Annotated in this window: 17 protein-coding genes and 1 tRNA gene; 12 read left to right on the top strand and 6 right to left on the bottom strand. The window is 64.4% G+C overall.

Going from position 1 to position 16988, the window contains the following annotated elements:
* Window positions 1-68: 68 nt before the first annotated feature.
* On the top strand, window positions 69-980 hold the full coding sequence (locus IVB13_RS14570; RefSeq protein WP_018453611.1) for a transglutaminase family protein: 912 nt from the start codon (window positions 69-71) through the stop codon (window positions 978-980).
* Window positions 981-1025: 45 nt separating this feature from the next.
* The gene (locus IVB13_RS14575) at window positions 1026-1424 is read left to right on the top strand and encodes a gamma-glutamylcyclotransferase family protein (protein ID WP_018453612.1); all 399 of its coding nucleotides are present in this window, start codon (window positions 1026-1028) and stop codon (window positions 1422-1424) included.
* Here IVB13_RS14575 and IVB13_RS14580 read toward each other — a convergent pair.
* A complete protein-coding gene (locus IVB13_RS14580) occupies window positions 1421-1984 on the bottom strand; it encodes a chlorite dismutase family protein (protein ID WP_085360595.1) in 564 nt (187 codons plus the stop codon). The two genes, IVB13_RS14575 and IVB13_RS14580, sit on opposite strands and share 4 nt — an antisense overlap.
* 161 nt (window positions 1985-2145) lie before the next feature.
* Here IVB13_RS14580 and dnaG point away from each other — a divergent pair, with 161 nt between their 5' ends.
* The 3 genes from dnaG to IVB13_RS14595 all read left to right on the top strand — a co-directional run bounded on the left by dnaG (window position 2146) and on the right by IVB13_RS14595 (window position 7273).
* A complete protein-coding gene (gene dnaG / locus IVB13_RS14585; protein WP_247489329.1) occupies window positions 2146-4158 on the top strand; it encodes a DNA primase in 2013 nt (670 codons plus the stop codon).
* Window positions 4159-4535: 377 nt separating this feature from the next.
* Complete coding sequence (gene rpoD / locus IVB13_RS14590; protein ID WP_247489331.1) at window positions 4536-6686, top strand: RNA polymerase sigma factor RpoD; 2151 nt, start codon at window positions 4536-4538, stop codon at window positions 6684-6686.
* Between the two features lie 209 nt (window positions 6687-6895).
* The gene (locus tag IVB13_RS14595; RefSeq protein WP_247489416.1) at window positions 6896-7273 is read left to right on the top strand and encodes a DCC1-like thiol-disulfide oxidoreductase family protein; all 378 of its coding nucleotides are present in this window, start codon (window positions 6896-6898) and stop codon (window positions 7271-7273) included.
* Between the two features lie 18 nt (window positions 7274-7291).
* On the opposite strand, the gene IVB13_RS14600 is transcribed toward IVB13_RS14595, so the two are convergent.
* Window positions 7292-7528 (bottom strand): hypothetical protein, encoded by a 237-nt coding sequence (locus tag IVB13_RS14600; RefSeq protein ID WP_007614643.1) that lies wholly within the window; start codon window positions 7526-7528, stop codon window positions 7292-7294.
* Between the two features lie 504 nt (window positions 7529-8032).
* On the opposite strand from IVB13_RS14600, the gene IVB13_RS14605 reads away from it, so the two are divergent.
* Complete coding sequence (locus IVB13_RS14605) at window positions 8033-8839, top strand: lytic murein transglycosylase (protein ID WP_247489333.1); 807 nt, start codon at window positions 8033-8035, stop codon at window positions 8837-8839.
* A gap of 195 nt (window positions 8840-9034) precedes the next feature.
* Here the strand turns inward: IVB13_RS14605 and IVB13_RS14610 are convergent, their stop codons facing one another.
* On the bottom strand, window positions 9035-9868 hold the full coding sequence (locus tag IVB13_RS14610; protein ID WP_247489335.1) for an SDR family oxidoreductase: 834 nt from the start codon (window positions 9866-9868) through the stop codon (window positions 9035-9037).
* A gap of 130 nt (window positions 9869-9998) precedes the next feature.
* On the opposite strand from IVB13_RS14610, the gene IVB13_RS14615 reads away from it, so the two are divergent.
* From IVB13_RS14615 to IVB13_RS14630, 4 genes are all read left to right on the top strand, one after another.
* On the top strand, window positions 9999-10373 hold the full coding sequence (locus tag IVB13_RS14615; protein WP_018453620.1) for a response regulator: 375 nt from the start codon (window positions 9999-10001) through the stop codon (window positions 10371-10373).
* A 56-nt stretch (window positions 10374-10429) separates the two neighbouring features.
* Window positions 10430-11041 carry a LysE family translocator gene (locus IVB13_RS14620; RefSeq protein WP_007596605.1) on the top strand — a complete coding sequence of 204 codons (612 nt, stop codon included), beginning with the start codon at window positions 10430-10432 and terminating at the stop codon, window positions 11039-11041.
* 564 nt (window positions 11042-11605) lie between these two features.
* A complete protein-coding gene (locus tag IVB13_RS14625) occupies window positions 11606-12817 on the top strand; it encodes a GGDEF domain-containing protein (protein WP_085360511.1) in 1212 nt (403 codons plus the stop codon).
* A gap of 34 nt (window positions 12818-12851) precedes the next feature.
* Entirely contained in the window at window positions 12852-13478 is a 627-nt protein-coding gene (locus IVB13_RS14630) for an N-acetylmuramoyl-L-alanine amidase (RefSeq protein WP_018453624.1), read from the top strand.
* 184 nt (window positions 13479-13662) lie between these two features.
* Here IVB13_RS14630 and IVB13_RS14635 read toward each other — a convergent pair whose 3' ends face one another.
* The 3 genes from IVB13_RS14635 to IVB13_RS14645 form a co-directional block, all read right to left on the bottom strand.
* Window positions 13663-14004 (bottom strand): hypothetical protein, encoded by a 342-nt coding sequence (locus IVB13_RS14635; RefSeq protein WP_018453625.1) that lies wholly within the window; start codon window positions 14002-14004, stop codon window positions 13663-13665.
* A gap of 189 nt (window positions 14005-14193) precedes the next feature.
* Entirely contained in the window at window positions 14194-15093 is a 900-nt protein-coding gene (gene rpoH / locus IVB13_RS14640) for an RNA polymerase sigma factor RpoH (protein ID WP_007596598.1), read from the bottom strand.
* 174 nt (window positions 15094-15267) lie between these two features.
* Window positions 15268-16278 (bottom strand): RluA family pseudouridine synthase, encoded by a 1011-nt coding sequence (locus tag IVB13_RS14645; RefSeq protein WP_247489337.1) that lies wholly within the window; start codon window positions 16276-16278, stop codon window positions 15268-15270.
* On the opposite strand from IVB13_RS14645, the gene IVB13_RS14650 reads away from it, so the two are divergent.
* Together IVB13_RS14650 and IVB13_RS14655 are read left to right on the top strand one after the other, a co-directional pair.
* Window positions 16277-16621 carry a hypothetical protein gene (locus IVB13_RS14650; RefSeq protein ID WP_018453628.1) on the top strand — a complete coding sequence of 115 codons (345 nt, stop codon included), beginning with the start codon at window positions 16277-16279 and terminating at the stop codon, window positions 16619-16621. The two genes, IVB13_RS14645 and IVB13_RS14650, sit on opposite strands and share 2 nt — an antisense overlap.
* Before the next feature lie 227 nt (window positions 16622-16848).
* A tRNA-Glu gene (locus IVB13_RS14655) sits at window positions 16849-16923 on the top strand.
* Window positions 16924-16988: the final 65 nt, after the last annotated feature.

Here is a 16988-nt window from a genome sequence, read left to right on the forward strand (position 1 = left end):
GTCACCCCGAAGAATCGGGCGGGATTGCTATAGATTGGTCCGCCCGACATCACCATGATTGCCTGACGATGCCGTTGCTGACGATTCATCACAAGACCGAATATCGCTACACCCGCCCCGTGGCGTTCGGCGAACACAGGATCATGCTGCGGCCGCGCGACGGGCATGATCTGCGCGTGCTCGACTCCAGGCTCGAGATATCGCCCGAGCCGATGTCGCTGCACTGGATCCACGACGTGTTCGGCAATTCCGTCGCGATCGCGAATTTCGACGAGCGCGCGGACGCGCTGATCTTCGACTGGCACGTCACCGTCGAGCACAATCCGGTCGAGGAGTTCGCGCTGACGCCGGACGACTCGGCCTATTTCTATCCTTTCGCGTATGACGATGAGGAGTTTCCCGACCTCGTCCACTACATCACGCCGCAATATACCGATCCCGATGGCGAGATCGCGGAATGGGCGCGCGGCTTTCTCGACGAGGACGCGCCGACGCCGACCTTCAAGATCCTGAGCGGCATGACCCACGGTATCCGCGAGCGGTTCAAGTACCGCAAGCGCCACGAGCTGGGCACGCAGCATCCGCTCGACACCTTGCAGTCCGGTAGCGGAACCTGCCGCGACTACGCGCTGTTCATGATCGAGGCGCTGCGTCATCTCGGCATCGCCGCACGATTCGTCTCCGGCTACATCTTCCTGCCGGAGGATATTGAGCAGCGCCATGTCGGCGGCGGTTCGACGCATGCCTGGGTCCAGGTCTACCTGCCCAGCGCGGGCTGGATCGAGTTCGATCCGACCAACGGCATCGTCGGCACCCGCGACCTCATCCGCGTCGCGGTCGCCCGCGATCCGCGCCAGGCAATCCCGCTGCACGGCGTCTATATCGGCCCTGCCGGCGCGTTCGACGCCATGGACGTGACCATCAGGGTGGTGTCGGACGAGCAATGCAGCGGCGAGACACTCGAGGCGGAGGTTTTGTAGATCCGCTGCGATTTGCACGCTGCCGATTGATGGTTATAGAAGGCCATGACCTCCAATCGTCTCTTCGTCTACGGCACGCTGATGCGCGGCTTCGACCATCCGATGGCGCGGCTGCTTGCGGGCCACGCGGATTTTCTGGGGGAAGCGACCTGCCGCGGCCGGCTCGTTCTGGTGAAGCATTATCCGGGGCTGCTGCTCTCTGATGTGCCGTCCGACCGCGTCCACGGCGAACTCTTTCACCTGCGCGTGCCCGACGAACTCTTGCGCGAGCTCGACATGTACGAGGCCTGCGGCGAGGGCTTTCCGGAGCCGACCGAATATCTGCGCCAGCTGGTCGACGTGACAGGTGCAGACGGGGTGACGGCACCGGCCTGGACTTACATCTACAACTGGCCCGTCACCGATCTGCCGCGCATCGAATCCGGCCGCTTTCTTGGGCTCTAGCCCGACAGCACTTCCTTCACTGCGCGCACGTCGACCTCGCGCTCGACATAACTCCACTCCTCGGTTCGCCTGAGCATCGCGACCAGCTCCTCGAACAGCGAGGCGTGCGCAGGCGCGAATTCGAACCAGGTCAGGAAGTCGAAGGGCCCGCCGAGGTCGCGGCAATGATAGAGCTGCCGCGCAATCGCAGGCAGGAAGCGCAGGCTGTTCGCGATGTGATGCGACTTGTCCTCGAAGATCCTGCGGCGCTCTTCCTGGGTCAGATCCCACCAGGCCTGCGACTTGCGGATCGGGATCAGCGCCGCACTGGTTGCTTCCAGCCGGCCGAGGCCGGCCTGCACGGCAGTGAGCTGCTGCTTCTCCGGGCGCTCGGTGTAGCGCAAGCTGCTCGCGACACCGACCAGGCGCCAGGCATTGCGCGAGGGCACCAGCGGCAACGCGATGGCCTCGCTGTCGGTGACCGACAGCGTTGGCATGAAGGCGAGGGGCTCGCCCGTCACCGGCGAAATCGAGGTGATGCGCCAACCCCCGCTCTGGCCGCCTCGGAAGGTCCTGAACATGGCCCCCATGGAAGCGTGGAACCGGGGCGGGTTCAAGCTTTCCGTCGAATCTTCGACCTGTGAATAGCCGGGAGAAGCCCCAAGTGCATCGTATTTCCCGGGGGCATCCTTATATGCCTATTCGTTGGCAAAACGCCCGACTCACCCCAGAAATCAACCTGATGCGCTTCACGCCCCAATTCCTCGACGAGCTTCGGGCCCGGCTTTCGGTCTCCGAAGTCGTGGGCAAGCGCGTCAAACTGAAGAAGGCGGGGCGAGAGTGGAAGGGGCTGTCGCCGTTCCAGCAGGAAAAGACGCCGTCCTTCTACGTCAACGACCAGAAGGGCTTTTACCACGACTTCTCCTCCGGCAAGCACGGCGACATCATCAGCTTCATGATGGAGACCGACGGCCTGCCGTTCGCGGAGGCCGTGGAGCGGCTCGCCAATATGGCGGGCCTACCGCTGCCAGCGGTGACACCGGATGCGGCGCGTCAGGAGCAGCGGCGCCGCTCGCTGCATGACGTCATGGATCTCGCCGCCAAGTTCTTTGCCGAGACGCTGGCCTCTCGCGTCGGCGCCAAGGCGCGCGGCTATCTCGCCGACCGCGCGATCTCGCCGGCGACGCAATTGCAGTTTCGGCTGGGCTATGCGCCACCTGATCGCTTTGCGCTGAAAGAGCATCTCGGCAAGCTCGGCGTCTCCGTCGACGACATGGTCGAAACCGGCATGCTGGTGGCCGGCAACGACATCCCGGTGCCCTATGATCGCTTCCGCGATCGCGTGATGTTTCCGATCACGGATCTGCGCGGCCGCGTCATCGCCTTCGGCGGGCGCGCGCTGGAGAAGGACGTTCCGGCCAAGTACCTGAACTCGCCGGAGACGCCGCTCTTCCACAAGGGCGACAATCTGTACAACCACCAGACCGCGCGCAAAGCCACCCATGACGGCAGCCCCCTCATCGTGGTCGAAGGCTATGTCGACGTCATCGCCATGGTCACCGCGGGCTTTGCCGGCAGCGTGGCGCCGCTCGGCACCGCGCTCACTGAAAACCAGCTCGCGCTGCTCTGGAAAATGGCGGACGAGCCGATCCTCTGCTTCGACGGCGACCGCGCCGGCCAGAAAGCCGCTTATCGTGCCGCGGATCTCGCCTTACCCTTCCTCGCGCCCGGCAAGAGTCTGCGCTTCGCCCTGCTGCCGGAAGGGCAGGACCCCGACGATCTCGTGCGCTCCGGCGGTCGTGGCGCGATCGAGGAGGTGATCGCGGCGGCGCGTCCGCTCGCCGAGATGATCTGGTCGCGCGAGCTCGAAGGCGGCAATTTCGCCACGCCCGAGCGCCGCGCCGCGCTAGAGGCGCGCATCAAGGAGCTCTCCAACGGCATCCGCGACGAGGTGGTGCGGCGCTATTATCGGCAGGATCTTGCCGAGCGGCTCCAGCGTGCCTTTGCCCCCGAAGGCGGGCGCGGCGGCTTCGGCGCCGGCCGTGGCAATTTCCGCCCCGGGCCCGGCGGTCGCCAGTTCCAGCCGCGCGGTGGGGGAGGCGCGAATCGATTCGGCGGTCAGGGATTTGGTGGCCGCCGCGGCCCGCCCGGCCCGATCCAGCTGCCCTCCGGGCCCTATCAGGCGGCGAGCGCGCAGCTGGCGGCAAGCCCGATCATGCGCGGCCAACGCAGCGCCATCTCCCGCCGGGAGGCCCTGATCCTGCAAATCCTGATCAACCACCCCTGGCTCCTCCACGATCATCTCGAGGAAGTCGCGGCCCTGGAGCTGGCCCATCCCGAGGTCCATAAGCTCCGGGCCGGCATCATCGCCGCCTTCGCCAACGACCATCACCATTCGCCGGACCCCGGCGAGCTCGCCGAGAAGATGCGCAGCGACCTCGAGAAGGGTGGATTTTATCAGGCCCTTCAAAGGGTTGAGGGCGGCATCACGACCGCGGCGGTGTGGGGCGCCCGCGAGGGCGCCGCACGGGACGACGTTCTCTCCACCTGGCATCAGCTGGTCGCCTTGCATCGGCAGTACCATTCACTACTTAGAGAGCTGAAAGACGCCGAGCTGGCCTTGGGGGAAGATCCCAGCGAGGCCAACATGGCGTGGCTGCGCGACGTCAAGGCTCGGATAGGCGAAGTCGACGGCACCGAGGCCCTGATCGAGGGTTTTGGCGAGCTGTCGGGCCGGTTCCAGAAGAGCGTGTGATGAAAGAATCATGCGGACGGCCGGGACCGGAACCGCTAAAAGACTCGCCAAATCCGAGGTTTGGCGGCAAAAACAGGGTTAATCGAGGCTTAACGGTCTTGTAGCACTTTGGCCACCAGGCGGCCGCAGGCAGAACAGACGCGTCAGGAATGAATCCGCGCAATTGCTGTTGGCACTACACCTGCATCCGCTGCGACAAAGAGGCTCTACGAAGCGTTAGGCAAATCCGGCGAGTGAAAGGTCGGGGGTGGCGACAAGAGGTCCGCGCCGCCCTTTCCGTGTCGAGATCTGACGAAGCGAGAGCATCGAGCAACAGGTTCAAGTGATTTCACGCGGGCGCGGCGAACGTCTGTGTGAAACGCGTTTAGGAGCAATGGATGGCCACCAAGGCAAAGACGCTGCAGGCGAAGGACAAGGAAAAAGACGACAAGGCAGCGGACGCGCCGGAGAAGGACTCCCAGGACGCGCCCTCGCCGTTGCTCGATCTGTCCGACGCGGCCGTGAAGAAGATGATCAAGCAGGCCAAGAAGCGCGGCTTCGTGACCTTCGATCAGCTCAACGAAGTTTTGCCGTCCGACCAGACCTCTCCCGAGCAGATCGAGGACATCATGTCCATGCTCTCGGACATGGGCATCAACGTCACCGAAGCCGACGATAGCGAAGGCGAGGAGGACAAGGACGAGAGCGGCGAGGACGAGACCGACAACGAACTGGTCGAAGTCACCCAGAAGGCCGTCACCGAGGTCAAGAAGAGCGAGCCGGGCGAGCGCACCGATGATCCCGTGCGCATGTATCTGCGCGAGATGGGCACCGTCGAGCTGCTGTCGCGCGAAGGCGAAATCGCGATTGCGAAGCGCATCGAGGCCGGCCGCGAGGCGATGATCGCAGGTCTGTGCGAAAGCCCGCTGACCTTCCAGGCCATCATCATCTGGCGCGACGAGCTCAACGAAGGAAAAATCTTCCTTCGTGACATCATCGATCTCGAAGCCACCTATGCTGGGCCCGACGCCAAGGCCGGCATGAACAATGCGATGATCGCCGGTCCGAACGGCGAGACCGGTGAAGCGTCGGCCGAAGGCGGCCAGGCCACCGGCGCCGCGCCGGCGCATGTCGCGCCGCCCGCCGCACCGCCGGCGCCGACCCCGTTCCGCGCCGCGCCTGCGCCCGGCAATGCCGGCGACGCCGCGAAGGATCCCGCGGAGTCCGCCGCCGAAGCCGACATGGACGAGGACGACGAGTTCGAGAACCAGATGTCGCTTGCGGCGATCGAGGCCGAGCTCAAGCCGAAGGTCGTCGAGATCTTCGACAAGATCGCCGACAGCTACAAGAAGCTGCGCAAGCTGCAAGAGCAGGACATCCAGAACCAGCTCGAGAGCACCTCGCACGGCCCCTCGCTCTCGCCGCACCAGGAGCGCAAATACCGCAAGCTCAAGGACGAGATCATCGTCGAGGTGAAGTCGCTGCGCCTGAACCAGGCGCGTATCGACTCACTGGTCGAGCAGCTCTACGACATCAACAAGCGCCTCGTCTCCCATGAGGGCCGCCTGATGCGCCTTGCCGACAGCCACGGCGTCGCGCGCGAAGACTTCCTGCGCAACTACACCGGCTCGGAGCTCGATCCGCGCTGGCTCAACCGTGTCTCGAAGCTGTCGGCCAAGGGCTGGAAGAACTTCGTCCATCACGAGAAGGACCGCATCAAGGACCTCCGCCACGAGGTGCATCAGCTCGCGGCGCTGACCGGCTTGGAGATCATCGAGTTCCGCAAGATCGTGCACTCGGTGCAGAAGGGCGAGCGCGAAGCCCGCCAGGCCAAGAAGGAGATGGTGGAAGCCAACCTCCGTCTCGTGATCTCGATCGCCAAGAAATACACCAACCGCGGCCTGCAGTTCCTCGACCTGATCCAGGAAGGCAACATCGGTCTGATGAAGGCGGTCGACAAGTTCGAGTATCGCCGCGGCTACAAGTTCTCGACCTACGCCACGTGGTGGATCCGGCAGGCGATCACCCGCTCGATCGCCGACCAGGCGCGCACCATCCGCATCCCCGTGCACATGATCGAGACGATCAACAAGATCGTGCGCACCTCGCGGCAGATGCTCAACGAGATCGGCCGCGAGCCCACTCCTGAGGAATTGGCCGAAAAGCTCGGCATGCCGCTGGAGAAAGTGCGAAAAGTCCTCAAGATCGCCAAGGAGCCGTTGTCGCTGGAGACGCCCGTCGGTGACGAAGAGGATTCACACCTCGGCGATTTCATCGAGGACAAGAACGCGATCCTGCCGATCGACGCCGCGATCCAGTCGAACCTGCGCGAAACCACCACGCGCGTGCTGGCCTCGCTCACCCCGCGCGAAGAGCGCGTGCTGCGCATGCGCTTCGGCATCGGCATGAACACCGACCATACGCTGGAAGAAGTCGGCCAGCAGTTCTCGGTGACGAGAGAGCGTATTCGTCAGATCGAAGCGAAGGCGCTGCGCAAGCTGAAGCACCCGTCAAGGTCGCGGAAGCTGCGGTCGTTCCTGGATAACTAGTTCAAACGCCGCCACTTGGCTGTTGAAACAAGAACGGCGGGCGAAAGCCCGCCGTTTTCGTTCATGCCTAGTTCGACAGCGTTCAGCCCAAAGAGGCTCATGCTTTTCCAATCGAATATACATCCGACGAGAGAGGCGCATCGATTCTGGAATTCCGGGTGGATGGCTCTAGCCTCGACGTCGCACAGATCGACATCTATGCTTCGATGATGCCGGCTCACCTCACCGTCTGGTACAACACCCGTTGCCCTGTCTGCGATGCCGGCATCGACTGGCAGCGCAACAAGCTGTTGGCGCTGGTGCGCGCGGGCACGATCGAATTCAGGGATATCAACGAGCAGCCCGATGCGCTGGGGCACTTTGGCGCCACGCTCGACGGCATCAGACGTCGCTTGCATGCGACCGACGAGACCGGCCAACTCATCGTCGGTGCGGATGTCGCGATTGCGCTGTGGACGCTGACCCTGGGGGAGGGGTGGCTTGCGGGGTTGTTCGGCAATCGCGTGGCGCTGCCGTTCACCCGGTTCTTCTATGATCGGTTTGCCGATCTGCTGTTTGCCTGGAACAGGCGGAGCGGGCGCTGGTGAGCGCCTGCCTGGGTCGACCTATTTCTTCTTCGCGCCGACCCGCTCGAGGTTCTTGATCTCAAGCGCCGGGCGGCCGGATTTTTCGGCGATCTCGCGGTCCTGCTCCATGATATAGGCGCGGGCCGGCTCGTCGCCGTCGAGGCCGCCGAGCAATTCGGCGGGCACGCGCCGGTTGGAGCGTTGTGAGCCGTCTTCATAGAAGACGTTGAAAAAGGCGAATTCGCCCTTGGGATTGGTTCCGGGTTTTTTGGCCATGGCCGGCTTTTCGTCGATCAGGGGGCCATAGTCAAATGACTTTGGCAGGTTTCCGGTGGCTGGGCGCGGACCCTGCAGCGGCAGAACCAGCTGCGCGATCGATCGACGAACCCATTTACGAGGCGCCTCGATGTCGGGCGGAAGAGTCCAACGCTTCGTAAAACCCGATGCGCTCCTTAGGAGATTCTTGCCTCACCCTTGCCTCAACAAACGGCGGGCCGCGAAGCCCGCCGTTTATTTTGGTCTTCAGCGTCGCCCGGGGCTGGCGGGGCGACAACCTAGAATAGAATATTAGAACCGGCGCCATGCCATGGCAAGGCAAATCGTTGGCGCTGCGAAGTCGCAGCGAGCGCATCTCAGATATGCAGGAGTCGCGACATCGGACTTCATTCGTCGAGCAGGATGCGATCGGTTCTGGCGAGGATTTGCCGCTTTGACGCGAATCCGGTTCCCGGGCATGATCGCGCGCCGCTTCCCCACTCATTCCCTGTAGGATTTTTCCCAATGTCGAAATACGCCCTGGCCATCGCCGTCATCACCTGTCTGGCCGGCGGATCGGCGCAGGCCGCGCGCTGCGGCGGCGACTTCAATAGCTTTGTCGCGAGCATGACCGCGGAAGCGCAAGCAGCCGGCGTCTCGGCGGGCGTGACCAGCGCGGCACTCAGTGGTGTGCAGCAGGACGGCGCGGTGCTCGCCTTCGACCGGCGCCAGCGCTACACCTTCAACAAGAGCTTCGAGCAGTATGTCTCGACCCGGGTCGGCCCCGGCCGCATCAATGGCGGCAAGGCGCTGTTGCAGCGCCACGCCGCGCTGCTGTCACGCATCGAGCAGCAGTTCGGCGTGCCCCGCTATATCCTGGTCGCGATCTGGGGGCTGGAGAGCGATTTCGGCAAGGGCGACATCGGCAAGCTGCCGGTGGTCCGCACGCTGGCGACGCTCGCGCATGACTGCCGCCGCACCGAGCTATTCCAGGGCGAGCTGCTCGCGGCGCTGAAGATCGTGCAGCGCGGTGACCTGCCGCTGCGCGACCTGATCGGCGCCTATGCCGGCGAGATCGGCCAGACCCAGTTCCTGCCCTCCTCCTACATCAAGTACGGCGTCGATTTCGACGGCGACGGCCACGTCGATCTCCGCCACAGCGTCCCCGACGTGCTCGCCTCGACCGCGAACCTGCTCCACACCAGCGGCTTCAAGATGGGCCAGCCCTACAGCGAAGGCACCGCCAATTTCGAGGCCATGCGCGAATGGAACAGGGCGGTGATCTATCGCAAGACGATCGGGTATTTTGCCGATCGGCTGGCGGGGCAGTGAGGGGAGCCAAAGAGACGGAGCACTCGCGCACATACTTGGTGTCATCGCCCGCGAAGGCGGGCGATCCAGTATTCCAGAGACCGCGCGAGAATACGGAGAGGCTACGGCGTACTGGATTCCCCGCCTTCGCGGGGAATGACAACGGAGAGGTCCGTGAACGCTCGCCAGGACGACGGTTTAATTCGACGGCGCCCCTCACTCCGTCCCCTTCGCCATCCTCTCCAGCTTGCGCTGCAACGGCGCCCAGTACGTTGCCGGGCGGAAGCGCTGCAGGAGATCCATGAAGCGGGCGTCGTTGCCGATCAGGATGCGCGGCTCGTTTCTCTCGATGCCCGTGATGATGCGCAGCGCGGCGTCCCGTGGCGTGGTCCTTGCCGCGTTCTCGAACCGCTCGATCGATTGCGACCGGCGTGCGTTGTCGGTGACGCCGACCCCGGTGCGCGAGTTGCGGGCGATGGCGGTGGCGACGCCGCCAGGATGCACGACCGACAGCCTGACAGGGCTGCCCGCCATGGCCAGTTCGTGCCGCACGCTCTCGGAAAAGCCGCGCACCGCGAATTTCGCCGCGGCATAGGCCGACTGCCCCGGCGGGGCGATGATGCCGAAGATCGAGGACAAATTGACGATGTGCGCCTCTGGCCTCGTCCTCAGATGCGGCAGGAAGGCGCGCGTGCCGTGCACCACGCCCCAGAAATTGATGTCGAACAGCCAGTCCATCTGCGCCTGGTCGATCTCCTCGAACGATCCCATCAGTGCAACGCCGGCATTGTTGACGACGATGCCAAGTGCGGGATGCGCGGTGGCCGCCTCACGCGCGAATTGCGCGATGTCGTCGGGCTCGCTGACATCGACGCGATGCAGGCTGAGCTTGCTTGCGGCGCCGATCTCGGCCGCGAGCGTCTTCAGCCCGGGCTCGTCGCGATCGGCGAGCGCGAGATCGCAGCCGCGCCGTGCAAGTTCGATCGCCAGTGCGCGGCCGATGCCGCTTGCCGCTCCGGTGATAGCGGCGGCGCCGCGGATTGCAGTCAAGATGATCCCCCAGTCGAGCCACTTGAGCGGAACTATGATTTACATTTTTTCATATTGGAACCGAACCGCATGGCGGTTCCCACCTTAACCTACGTTACTTGATGAAGACAGGCAGCATTGGGAGCCGCCGATGGGACAAGCAAAGCCGTTTCGAGCCACCGCACTGATCGTGGAAGACGACCTCATGCAGAGGGAGATGCTCAGTCTTCTTCTCGAAGAAAGCGGCTACGACGTCATTCAATGCGAGAGCGCCGAGGCGGCCGAGCTTGTGCTGGAGAAGAGCGCCGGCGCGCTCTGCCTGATGATGACCGACGTTCAGCTTGCCGGCCGCATGAACGGCGTCGAGCTCGCGCATGTCGCCAAGGACCGCAACCCGAAGCTCGACGTCGTCGTCACCTCCGGCCGGCCCTTGATGCAGGCCTTGCCGAACGGCGCGAAGTTCTGGGCCAAGCCATGGGCGCCGCTCGACGTGCTCCGCGAGGCCGAGATCGCGCAGCTGTCCTGAGGGTCGATCCGGCAGGCCGGCTTTCGTGGTCCGCGGCGCGGTGATAAGGTCGGTCCATGACCTTGTCCTTCCTGCTCACCTCGCTGATCGTCGTCGCCTCGCCCGGCACCGGCGTGCTCTACACGCTGGCGGCCGCGCTGACCCGCGGCTCGCGCGCGAGCATCGCCGCTGCCTTCGGCTGCACCCTCGGAATCGTGCCGCACATGACGGCCGCGATGCTGGGGCTCGCCGCCGTGCTCCACACCAGCGCGCTCGCCTTCGCCGCGCTGAAATGGTGCGGTGTCGCCTATCTGCTCTACATGTCCTGGCAGGCGCTGCGCGAGACCGGGGCGCTGGCAGTCGACGGCGAGATCCGCGAGCGTTCGGTCGGTCGGGTGATCGTGACCGGCTTCCTGATCAACATCCTCAATCCAAAACTGTCGATCTTCTTCCTGGCTTTCCTGCCGCAGTTCATCGCCGCGGACGAAGCCCATGTGCTGGCGCGAATGCTGGAGTTGAGCGGCGCCTTCATGGCGATGACGTTTGCGGTGTTCGTGGTCTACGGCCTCTGTGCGGCATCGGTGCGCGAGCGCGTCATCTCCCGCCCGCGTGTCATGGCCTGGCTGCGCCGGAGTTTTGCCGCCGGCTTCGCCGCGCTCGGCGCCAAGCTGGCGTTCGCGGAGCGATAGCTTCTCCAGCCAATAAAAAAGCGGGCCTTGCGCCCGCCATCTTCCAACTCAGAACTCCCACCCGACGCCCGGGCGGAGCGTGCTCCACCCGGGCAAAGAATAAGAAGCCTCGCTACTTCTTCTTCGCTGCCTTCTTGGCCTTCTTCTTCGTCGCCTTCTTCGCCTTCTTCGCTTTCTTAGCCATAGGATCCTCTTCAGGGTTAATGGTGAAACGCGACACGAGGGATGCTCGGCGGAGGGCCAGCCTCGCAACATCCTCGATGACAAGCTCAGCAGATTCGCGCGCTTCTGCCCCGCGCTGTCACATCCGTGTCATCGCGTTATCCACAGCTCAGATGCATTTTCGGGTGATTTTGGCTCACGAATCCGCGTCGCCGGCATGCCTACGATCCGACAATGCGCCAGCCGTTCATGAATCCAAAACCAAAGTCATGCTTTCGCGGATCGCAGTGAGACTCCGTTAAGCGCGGCGGCGGCATTGTCCCCCCAAGAAAACGGGGACGGGATCATGGACGGTCAGCTGGCAGGGACGGAGGGCGCGACGCTGCGCGCGCCGCGTGCGCCATGCTGAACGTGCCGACACTCTGGACCGTGTTCGTCGTCAACTTCCTGGCGCTCGGCCTGATCTGGGCCTACGTGATGCGCACCTATCCGAAATTCGCGGCCGCGCGGTTCTGGATGGCATCGTCCTTTATCGGCGCGACCGGCGCGATGACGGCCCTGCTGCGCCTGTTCGTCGCGTCTCCGTTGCCGCTCCTGCTTGGCGCCGCCGGCGTCATCGCGGCGAGCTGCCTTGCCGCCATGGGCATTCAACGCTTCTATCACCGGCCCGTCTCATGGCGCGTCATGATCGCAACAGCAGGCTTAAGCCTCGCCGGCGTCGTGTTCTTCGTGGTCGGCTTCGACAACATGCAGCTGCGCATGCTCTGCTACACGCTCGGTCAGGCCGTGCCGCTGGTGCTGGCGCTGCGTCTGTTGCTGTCGCCGCCGGAAGGCCGCGTCAGTCCGGGCGCCCGGCTGTCCGGCATCGTCATCCTCGCCATTATCGCGATCCTCGTCGTCCGCACGGTGGGCAATCTGCTCGGCGGCGATTTCTCGGCAAGCGCCGGCGGCCAGGCTCATGGCGTCATGGTGCTGGGTCTCCTGTTCCTGTCCATGACGCTCAATTTCGGCTTCCTGCTGATGGCGATGGACAGCTTGCGCAACGAGGTCGCCGACCTCGCGCTACTCGACGATCTCACCGGCGTCGCCAACCGGCGGCATCTGTTGCAGCGGCTGAGCGAAGAATGCGCCCGCTCGGAGCGCAGCAGCGAGCCGTTCTCGCTGCTGGTCATCGATCTCGACGGCTTCAAGACCATCAACGACACCCATGGCCATGCCGCGGGCGATGCCTGCCTCCAGCACTTCACCCTGATGGCGCAGACGCGCTTGAGGCCCGGCGACATGCTCGCCCGCACCGGCGGCGACGAATTCTGCGTCGTGCTGCCGTCGTCGACCTTGCGCGAGGCGGCTGCGATCGCCCGCCGCGTGCTCGAGGTCTGCCGCCAGGATGCCGTCAGCTGCACCGGCATCGACATTCCGATTGCGATCTCGATCGGGGTGGCGCAGTGGGACCGCGGCGTCGGCCAGTTTCCGGACCGCCTGATCGCGCATGCCGACCACGCCCTCTATGCGGCCAAGAAGAACGGCAAGAACGACTTTGCCGTCCACGATCCAGCGCCACCGCTGATGCCTGACCCGATCGGTTCAGGCGAGGCCTTGCGCAAATTCGCGTAAGGGCGTGCTAACGTCAGGTCCGCATTGGACCCGCATGATGATCTCTCGCCTGCTCGCGGCCGTTCTCGCCGCCCTCATTCTGATCGCACCTGCCGCTGCGACCGACGCCGAGCTCGCAAAGCTCGCGCGCGCCTCCGGCACGCCCGACATTCCCGGCCTGAAGATGGTGTGGCTGGCGCCATGGGGCGATGTCGGCAACGCAAAAGCCTGGCGCAACATCATCGTGCACCAGACCGAGGGACCGGCAGGCTCGGCGCGCGGCGGCGCCGAGATGCAAACGAAGAATCCCACGCGTCGCGGCGTCACATTGTGGGTCGAGACCGACGGCACCGTCTATTGGGCGGTCGCGGAAAACCTGGTGCCGACCCATGGCGACGGCGCCAACCGCAACGACAACAAGTACATCGACAACAAGCCGACCTACCGCCAGGTGGTGCGCGACAATTCGATCGGCGTCGAGTTCGCCGGCAACTATCCCGACGTCACCACGGGACCGACCGCGGCGCAGGTCGCGGCGTGGAAGATCCTCGTCCAAATCCTGCGCGCGCGCTACGGCATCCCGCTCGACCACGTCTATGCGCACAACTGGATCGACTACAAGGATGCCCGCTATTGCGAAGGCTGCTGGCTCGCGACGCTGGCGCGGACATGGGAGGAGTGAGCGAAGCGCCGACGATGCGCTCTTCCCTTCTCCCCTTGCGGGAGAAGGTGGCGCGAAGCGCCGGATGAGGGGTTGTCTCCGCGAATGACGATGTGAGAGACGTGCTCGCGGAGACAACCCCTCACCCGTCTCGCCGCTATCGCGGCGAGCCACCCTCTCCCGCAAGGGGAGAGGGGAAGATCAATCACACCGGCTCCGACATCCACCCGAACAGCCGCCGGATCAAGCCCGGTCGCCGCGGCAGTTCCGGCGGGCCGTCCGCGGCCAGCACGCGCTTGAAGAAGTAGTCCAGGAACACCATGTCGTTCGGCTCGGTGACGGTGAATGTCTCCTCGCCGAAATAGACGCTGTAATTGAAGAAGAACGGGCCCATGAGCGGGATCGTCGCGGTCGAGGCATAGTCCTTCGAGATCACGAACTCCGACGGCTCGAGCCCGTGCTCGCGCATCGCCTGCTCGACCAGCGGCAGCTTGCGCATGAACTGGGCGGAGAAGCCGCCCACGGTGGATTGCAGGATGATCGACACGGCGCGTGTCCGTTCTCTTGATGCTGTCGGCCCGATCCCTTTGGTCGGTCAACCGGCAGCGCGGGTTCAAGATGCCTGGTCCGCGTCCCCGCGAACATGCTGCGCCTCACACGCAAACAAAAAGCCGGCGTCGCCGCCGGCTTTCTGTCTCTTGTCGATCCGCCAATCTCTGGCGCCAAAACCTCGCGCTTAGAGCGCGGCTTCCAGCGCGGCCTGTTCGGCCTTTGCGATCGTGCCCTTGACCGCAGACTGCACCTTCTCGAAGGCGCGGACCTCGATCTGGCGGACGCGCTCGCGCGACACGCCGAACTCGGCGGCAAGGTCTTCCAGGGTCATCGGCTCGTCGGCGAGGCGGCGGGCCTCGAAGATGCGGCGTTCGCGCGGGTTGAGCACGCCCATGGCGCCGTTCAGGGCGTCACGACGGTGATCATACTCCTCGTGCTCGGCCAGCATGGCTTCCTGGTTGGGCGAATTGTCGACCAGCCAGTCCTGCCATTCGCCGGCTTCGCCGTCGTCGCGGATCGGAGCGTTGAGCGACGCGTCGCCACCGAGGCGGCGGTTCATGTCGACCACGTCCTGAGCCGTGACGCCGAGACGCTTTGCGATTATGGCCACCTGGTCGGGGCGAAGATCGCCTTCGTCCAGAGCGGAAATCTTGCTCTTCGCCTTGCGCAGGTTGAAGAACAGCTTCTTCTGGTTCGCGGTGGTGCCCATCTTCACGAGCGACCACGAACGCAGGATGTACTCTTGAATCGACGCCTTGATCCACCACATCGCGTAGGTTGCGAGACGGAAGCCCTTCTCGGGCTCGAACCGCTTCACCGCCTGCATCAGGCCGACATTGCCTTCCGAGACGACCTCGGAGATCGGCAGGCCGTAGCCGCGATAGCCCATGGCGATCTTGGCCACGAGACGGAGATGGCTGGTGACGAGTTGGTGCGCGGCGTCGCGATCATCGTGCTCGCGCCAACGCTTGGCGAGCATGTATTCCTGCTGGGGTTCCAGCATCGGAAACTTGCGGATTTCGCCGAGGTAACGGGAAAGACCGGATTCGCCATTAAGGACCGGCAGGGTAGCTGTACGGGCCATAGTGCGCCCTCCAAACAGGTTCAGGCCCCCGATAGCGGCGGGCCAGGCAGACGACCGCTTGGTTAAAGCCGATCGGTGCTGCGATGTTCCGCGTTGGTCTTCAACGCAAGCGCAATATACTCCATCGGAAGGCAAAAAGGGAAGGATTGCTGACGTCACGTCCCCGTGTGGCAGCTATAACTTTTTGTAATGTAAGGCCCCCTGAAGGAGAAGCAAATCCTCCGGCAGAGGCGTCTCCCAGTGAAGTAATTCTCCAGTCCTCGGGTGCTCCAATACCAGCAGGTAGGCGTGCAGCGCCTGCCGCCCTAGCGCGGCGAGGGCGGCCTGCGACTCGGGGCCCAGCTGGTTCGCCTTGGTCTTGAAATGCGGGCCGTAGACGGCGTCGCCCATCAGGGGGTGGCCGATATGGGCGAGGTGGACGCGGATCTGATGGGTGCGTCCGGTCTCGAGTTCGCAGGCGAGCAGCGTCGCGATCGGCTTGCCGTCGCGTCCGGCAAAACTCTCCAGAAGCTCCCAATGCGTCACGGCCTCGCGGCCGCCCTGGCGCACCGCCATTTTCTCGCGCGCATGCGGGTGACGGTCGATCGGCGCGTCCACGGTGCCGCGATGGCGGCCCGGCAGCCCCCAGGCGAAGGCCATGTAGCCGCGCCGCATCGGCCCGGTACGGCCGTGATCGGCGAATTGCGCGGTGAGCGAGGCATGCGCGAGGTCGTTCTTAGCGACCACCATCAACCCGGTGGTGTCCTTGTCCAGCCGGTGCACGATGCCGGGCCGGCGCACCCCGCCGATGCCGGAGAGCGAGCCGCCGCAATGGGCGATCAGCGCATTGACCAGCGTACCGGTCTCGTGGCCCGCCGCGGGATGCACCACCAGCCCCTTCGGCTTGTTGAGGACGACGATGTCGTCGTCCTCGAACACGATGTCGAGGGCGATATCCTCGCCTTTCGGCTCCGGCGCGGCCGCTTCCGGCACGTCGATTGTGATCGTATCGCCGGAGGCGACGTGATAAGCGGGGTCCCGGATCGCGGCGTCCCTGAGGCTCACCGCGCCCCCCAGAATCAGGGCTTTCAGCCTCGATCGCGATAGCTCGGCAAGGTGCAGCGCCAGCACGCGGTCGAGCCGGGTCGAGCCCTCGGAGCCTTCGACGACAACCTCCAACCTTTGCGCAGAGCCAGAATTTTCCATGACGACGTCTGATACCGTTGTTCCCGAACCGAGCCCCGAGCAGGCCGCGCTGTTCGCGCGGGTGCGGCGGATGATGCTGATCGCGGGGTTGACCACGGCGCTGGCAATCTGCGCCGTGCTGATCGCGGTGGGCTACCGCCTTTTCAAGTCCGAGGGAAGGGCGCCCGAGCCGGCAGGCGACGTCACCGCGACTCTCCCGAAGGGCGCCAAAATCGTCTCGAGCGGCGTCGCCGGCGACCGGCTCGTGATCACGCTCGACATCGGCGGCGTCACCGAGATCCGCACCTTCGATGCCCACACGTTGAAGCCGGCTGGAAAGCTGAAATTCGCCAATGAGCCGTGAGTACGGCCTCGGAACTCGCCGCCATCGTCGTCTTGGCGAAGGCCAGGACCCATAACCACCGAATCCGGTTGCACGAACGAGATCGTCGTTCAGATATGCCTTAACCATCCGCATACGGGGTAATGGGTCCTGGCATTCGCCAGGACGACAGCGGAGAGCGAGCATCCGAAACCCCTCGATCCCCGCTTGCCGCCGGCAAAATTCGAGGCTATGTCCTCTCCCTCAACGCTCCCTTCGTCTAGCGGTTAGGACGCGGCCCTCTCAAGGCTGAAACAGGGGTTCGATTCCCCTAGGGAGCGCCAAGTTTCGGTTGATTTCCTTCGATTTTTTTTCAGGCAATCGTCCCACTCCCGATAGAGTGGGATCG

The organism is Bradyrhizobium sp. 17 (genome assembly GCF_023073515.1).
Classification (GTDB): Bacteria; Pseudomonadota; Alphaproteobacteria; order Rhizobiales; family Xanthobacteraceae; genus Bradyrhizobium; species Bradyrhizobium canariense_D.